This is a genomic window from Labilibaculum sp. (assembly GCF_041595635.1).
GTDB lineage: Bacteria > Bacteroidota > Bacteroidia > Bacteroidales > Marinifilaceae > Labilibaculum.
On record NZ_JBFHJW010000110.1, the window covers coordinates 1 to 5,835 of the forward strand.

Sequence of the window (5,835 nt, forward strand, 5' to 3'; positions counted from 1 at the left end):
ATGGCCATATATTGATATATCCTACTTCGATTTAGCGGTAGATGTATCCAAAGATGAGCAGTATTGGGCGAGTGATTACTATGTAGGTGTTACTGTTGAAGGCGGATCGGATGCTGCTTTTGGAGTGAATCACGTAACCGGCCATATTAAAGCATATGCGGCCACGGTAAGCGGCCAGTTTGGGAACTATGTGCGTGCGGTTCGTGGCGACGATTATGGAATTAATGAGTACACAGATAATGGTGATGGAACAATTTCGGATGCATCAACTGGTTTGATGTGGACCCAAGATGATAGTGGTGCAGGAATGATTTGGAAAGATGCATTGGATTATGCTGAGTTTTCAACTGAAGCTGGTTATACAGATTGGAGATTGCCAAATATCAAAGAGCTTCAGGGAATTGTAGATTATTCATACTCACCAACAGCTACCGATGCGGATCATGTTGGTCCTGCCATCGATTCTTTGTTTAATTGTACTGAAATAGTGAGTGAAGCTGGTTATGATGATTACCCTTACTTCTGGTCAAGCACCTCAGCTTATTTTAGCACTTCGGAACCTGGTTACTATTATGGTTGGTACGTTGCTTTTGGTAGAGCTGTAAATGATGAAGGTGAAGATTTTCATGGTGCTGGTGCTGTTCGTTTCGATACAAAAGATATAGATGGTCCTGCTGCCGAGGAAGCAGAAAGATATTACAATTTTGTAAGATTAGTTAGAGACATTGGTTAATTAGTCCTCTTACAAATTGTGTAAGTGTTTTGCTGATAAGGATGGAATTTATTTTTAGCAAAACAACAGTAGAAAGGGTCAGAACTCACAACAGTCTGGCCTTTTTTTTTATGCCTGTTGAAAACTGACTAGCTTTCATTTTTAAAGTAGAAGTTATCCTTTAAATTAATACTCCTGCATAATCTATTTCCTACTCATTTGTCCTTGTTTTCAAAGATAAACTCCCCTTTTTGTTCGGCCGTATAAATTCCCCAATTCGAAATGGCTTCCAAAACAGGAAGCAAGGTTCTGCTAAAATTAGTAAGCGAATATTCTACTTTTAAGGGAGGTCTTTTTGTATAGACTTTTCTTGCTATTAGATCATCTTTCTCTAATTGTTTCAGCTGTAGGCTTAGCGTTCGTTCAGTAATGGTTGGCAATTCTTTTCTTAATTCATTGTAGCGTTTTTTTCCGTCTACTAAGTGCATTAAAATAATACTTTTCCATTTCCCTCCAATTAATTCCATTGCCGCACTTGTTGGACAAGGAAATAATTTTTCATGGAGTTTTATCATCGGCATTGGTTGTATAAGAAAGCTGTTTGTATTGTTGAAAATGTATTAAAGTTTGTTAGGATCATGCACTTATTAAATTAGAATAAAAATATATACAACATTTAGCATAGTAATATCATGCAAAAAGTAACAGAAGAAATTCTAAAAGCACATTGATACAGATGAGCACTTAAAGTGTTTGAAGTCCATCAGAAAATTTCAGATAAGAATGTTGAGTTTATTCTAGAGTTAGGAATAAGATCGCCTAGATCATTTGGTTGGGAATCTTGGAAATTTGTAGTCGTATAAAATACAGAATTTCGAAAAAAAAATTCTGAACTAAGTTGGAAACCTACTTAGTTACTTCAAGTAAACTATAAATGCTCTAGCTATTTTAGTAGAAAACTATAAATTTACAAGATCAAGTAAGAATTTTTATTCGTTCGTAAAGATATGAAAGAGAAGCAATCAGCTAGTAAATTTCAATCAGAAAATGTAGTTCTTATTGCGGCTTCGCACATGTTGCACGATATTTATTCTTCCTTTCTAGCTCCGCTTCGTCCTTTACTAATCGAAAAATTTGGAATTAGTTTAGCACTGGCATCATTGTGGGATCTTATTATGCGGGTTCCCTGGTTTCTAAATCCTTTAATTGGAATTATTGCAGAACGAACAGCTGCGCGATATTTTGTCATTGTAACACCAGCTATCACAGCTGTATGCATGAGTCTTTTGGGCGTAGCCCCTTCATTTACCGTAGTCTCCATTCTACTTTTTACCATGGGTATAAGTAGTGCCGTTTTTCATGTTCCAGCACCTACCATGGTCAAACGATTATCGGGGGCAAAAACCGGACGAGGAATGAGCTATTATATGTTTGGTGGCGAATTGGCAAGAACGGCTGGGCCTTTGCTGATTACCGCTACGGTTTCGATGTGGGGATTGGAAGGCACATGGAGATTGATTCCTTTGGGTTTGGTAGCCTCCTTTATTTTATTTTTAAAACTAAGGAATGTAAAAATTTCTGATGATCTTAAAAATAAGAAGTCGGGGAATGTAGTTGTTTTCTCAACTCTGAAAAAATACTTGCCTTTTTTCGCTGTATTAGTTGGATTTACCTTGTTCCGATCGATTATGAAATCAGGTTTAACCGCATTTTTACCTACTTTTTTTTATTCTGAGAAAGGTGAGAGTTTGTGGTTTGCGAATTCAGCCTTGGCGGCTTTTCAACTTGCGGGCGCTATTGGCACCATTTTGGCTGGAAGTATTTCCGATAGAATCGGTCGAAGAAACACCTTGCTGATTATAAGTGCTATTTCTCCTGTTATGATGTTTCTGTTCATCAATTCTGCTGGCTGGCTTTCTTTTGTATTTCTGATTTTATTGGGCTTTTTTGTTTTCGCTCCAGGCCCAGTTTTAATTGCATTGGTGCAGGATCGATCGAAAGAATTACCCGTTTTTATGAATAGTATTTATATGACCTTAAATTTTATTACTGCCGCTTCAGCTGTGTTTTTTGCCGGAATTATGGGCGATTGGATAGGTCTTGAGAAAACATATCTTATTTCTTCTATATTATCACTCGGAGCCATTCCTTTTGTGCTGTTCCTAAAAAAAGAGTAATACTTGTCCTTTTGCTTCTAACTAAACATTCTACCTAATTGCCGAAAAAAGGCCTCAAAAAATTCTTTCCGAAGAAGTTCCTTTTTTGAGACCTGATTTTTGTTGCGATTTACTCTTTTTGTTGTTAAGAGAATCAATCACTATCATCGTTTAATTTGCTGTTTTTGTTCTACAATCAGCTATTCTTCATCCATCCAGTTTAATTGTTCCCATCTTTGCGGACCGTCATTTTTTTGTTTTTCTCCTTGCGTGCTTCTTCCATTCACAATAAGTTCGGTTAGTTCTTTTTTATACTGATTTACGATCTCTGGATACTGAGCTTGAAGGTTATTTTCTTCTTTTATATCTTCTTTTAAGTTATACAATTGAAATTTAGGTAAACTTTTTGCCTTCTTCGAATTTGGTCTTGGTGCGCTCCATCCTCCAGAACCTGGGCAAAAGATAGCTTTCCAATCTCCCTTTCGGTAGGCAAAAGAACCATTCATGGAATGATGCACAATACTTGTTCTTTTTTCGGCTTTGCTTGGTAATTCTAAAGCGGGTAGATAACTGTAGGAATCCTCAGCCACATTATTGTCAATTTTAACGCCTATTGCATCGGCAATACTGGCGAAGAAATCGGTTGTACATATGATTTGTTCCGATTTAGCAGCTTTTACTTTCTGTGGCCATCGAACAATGTAGGGAACACGATGTCCGCCTTCAAAAATATCCGCTTTATGACCGCGATACACATAACTTGGGTCGTGACCCTTTTCTACTAATTGTTTATAATTAGCTTGAGGTGAGCAGCCATTATCACTGGTAAATACAAGAATGGTATTATCTGCAATTCCTTGTTCTTCCAATGATTTTGTAATTTTTCCAACCATGGCATCTACCATAATTACAAAATCAGCGTAGATATTATCCAAACCACTTTTTCCAGCAAATTCTTTGGTAGGAAGAATAGGCGTGTGTGGTGCAGAAAAAGGTAGGTATAGGAAAAAAGGTTTTTCGTTTTTGGCATTTTCAGCGATATATTTTACTGCCTTATCGGTAATAATAGGAAGAACTTGTTGATGTTCGAAGTCATCAGAAACTGGACCTTTTCGCCATGTTGATTGTCTTACTTTACTCACTGTTTCTTTGCTAGGAAGCATGGTTGGCATAGCATTTTCAATCCACACATAAGGAGGCATATCCAGGGAACCACAAAATCCGTAAAAATAGTCGAAGCCTAAACTGGTAGGTGAATTTTCTACCTTTTTTGAATAGTCAATACTGTCTTTCCCAGCCTCAACATTGTTCCAATCCCAACCCAAATGCCATTTTCCAATGCCTGCAGTTGTGTAGCCATTCTCTTTTAAAAATCCAGCAATGGTTTTTGTTTTGGGTAAAATAAGTTCTTTACTATAACCGTCTAAAACGCCTTTTTTTAGAGTCGATCGCCAATTGTAGCGACCCGTTAAAATACCGTATCGCGTTGGAGTACATACCGAACTACTGGTGTGTGCATCGGTAAATTGCACACCACCGGCGGCAAGTTGATCGATATTAGGAGTTGTAATTTGCGAATTTTCGTTGTAGCACGAAACATCGCCGTAGCCCAAGTCGTCGGCTAAAATAAAAATGACATTGGGTTTCTTTTCGCTTGTTTTTTTATGCGAAGTGGAACAAGAAGTAGTAATTACGATGCATAATAGGCACAGTAAACTAAGTAGGCTGTTTATTTGTTTCATTTGTTTTCGAAGATTAAATGACTTTGTTTTTTTACTTCAATTACTTGATTTTCTTGGCAATTTTTTTCGCTAAGACTTGGTAGCCTTCCTCATTTAAATGCACGCCATCAGTGGTATATTTAAATCCTTTTCTCATTAATTTGTGAACATCGATAAGGGGAAGATTTTCTTCATTGGCAATTTCTTGAACCAAAGGAAGAACCCATTTGTTTAGCTGTTCTTTGCGACCTTTCAGATTTGTATTGTCTGGTTTTTTCTTTGCCCAAACGGGTAAAGGGCTTAAAAGGTAAATTTCCGATTGAGGATTATTCTTACGATAAACTTCAATTAGTTTTAGATATTCGCTTTTAAATTCCTGCTGAACACTTCCCTCAAAATCTGTTTTTCGTTCTGTATCAACACACCATTTTGGATTGGCATCGTTAGTTCCCATCATAATTAGAACAATCTCGGCTTTAAATTTTAACGATCTTTTGTATGTTTTCGTTTCCTGATAGGGAAAAAGGCTGCCATCAATAAGTGTTGCTCCACCTTTGCCAAAATTTTTCACTTGGTAAGTCGATCCTAGTTCCTGTTGCAATAATTCGGGGTATTGTTTCTGTGTATTACTGTCGCCAATGCAGGATAATTGCTTTAAATCCCTCGAAAGAGTAGGTTTTCCTTTTAGATAACCGAGTTTAGTTAGAAAAACATCGCTATCGTACATGCATAGGTTAAAATACTTGTTTCCGCAGCCTTGTCTGAAAAAATCACCATTAAAAAATCCATGTCCAACACCCTCAAAGGCTACCAAATTACAGTCGTTGCCTAATTCTTTCATTTTAGCGGTAAATCGAGTAGCATTCTCAAAGGGAACGGTTTTATCCGCCTTTCCGTGAAAGATAAGCATGGGAGGCATGTTCTTTTTTGCCTGATGGTAAGGAGATATTTCAGTTTCGCGGCCCACTACTTTCTCATGACCATATCCTTTTTCTGTGGTATCGTAAACCGGATTGTAAGCGAGAATAGCATTGGGTAACGAACTAATGCTTAGGTCTTCTTCTGCATTTTCAAATCCAGTAACTAACGCGGTACAAAGGGCAATGTGTCCGCCTGCAGATCCACCACTGGCTACCACTTTATTTGGGTCTATGTTTAGTTCTTTGGCGTGTTTTCGAATCCATCGAATAGCCGATTTTCCATCTTCTACACAATCAAAAGGAGATGTGCCATGAACATTTTTCAC

The 5,835-nt window shown here is 37.5% G+C and carries 5 protein-coding genes; 2 read left to right on the forward strand and 3 right to left on the reverse strand.

What is annotated here, in order from left to right:
* Positions 1–733, forward strand: a 733-nt coding sequence (locus ABYT26_RS17310) for a DUF1566 domain-containing protein (RefSeq protein ID WP_372756230.1), incomplete at its 5' end; no start/stop codon positions are given.
* Between the two features lie 194 nt (positions 734–927).
* Here the strand turns inward: ABYT26_RS17310 and ABYT26_RS17315 are convergent.
* Entirely contained in the window at positions 928–1,287 is a 360-nt protein-coding gene (locus ABYT26_RS17315; protein WP_372756231.1) for a winged helix-turn-helix transcriptional regulator, read from the reverse strand.
* Between the two features lie 432 nt (positions 1,288–1,719).
* On the opposite strand from ABYT26_RS17315, the gene ABYT26_RS17320 reads away from it, so the two are divergent.
* Positions 1,720–2,889 (forward strand): MFS transporter, encoded by a 1,170-nt coding sequence (locus ABYT26_RS17320; RefSeq protein WP_372756233.1) that lies wholly within the window; start codon positions 1,720–1,722, stop codon positions 2,887–2,889.
* Positions 2,890–3,068: 179 nt separating this feature from the next.
* Here ABYT26_RS17320 and ABYT26_RS17325 read toward each other — a convergent pair whose 3' ends face one another.
* A complete protein-coding gene (locus ABYT26_RS17325) occupies positions 3,069–4,610 on the reverse strand; it encodes a sulfatase-like hydrolase/transferase (RefSeq protein WP_372756235.1) in 1,542 nt (513 codons plus the stop codon).
* A gap of 40 nt (positions 4,611–4,650) precedes the next feature.
* Positions 4,651–5,835 (reverse strand): GDSL-type esterase/lipase family protein (locus ABYT26_RS17330; protein ID WP_372756237.1); only part of this gene is annotated, 1,185 nt, incomplete at its 5' end.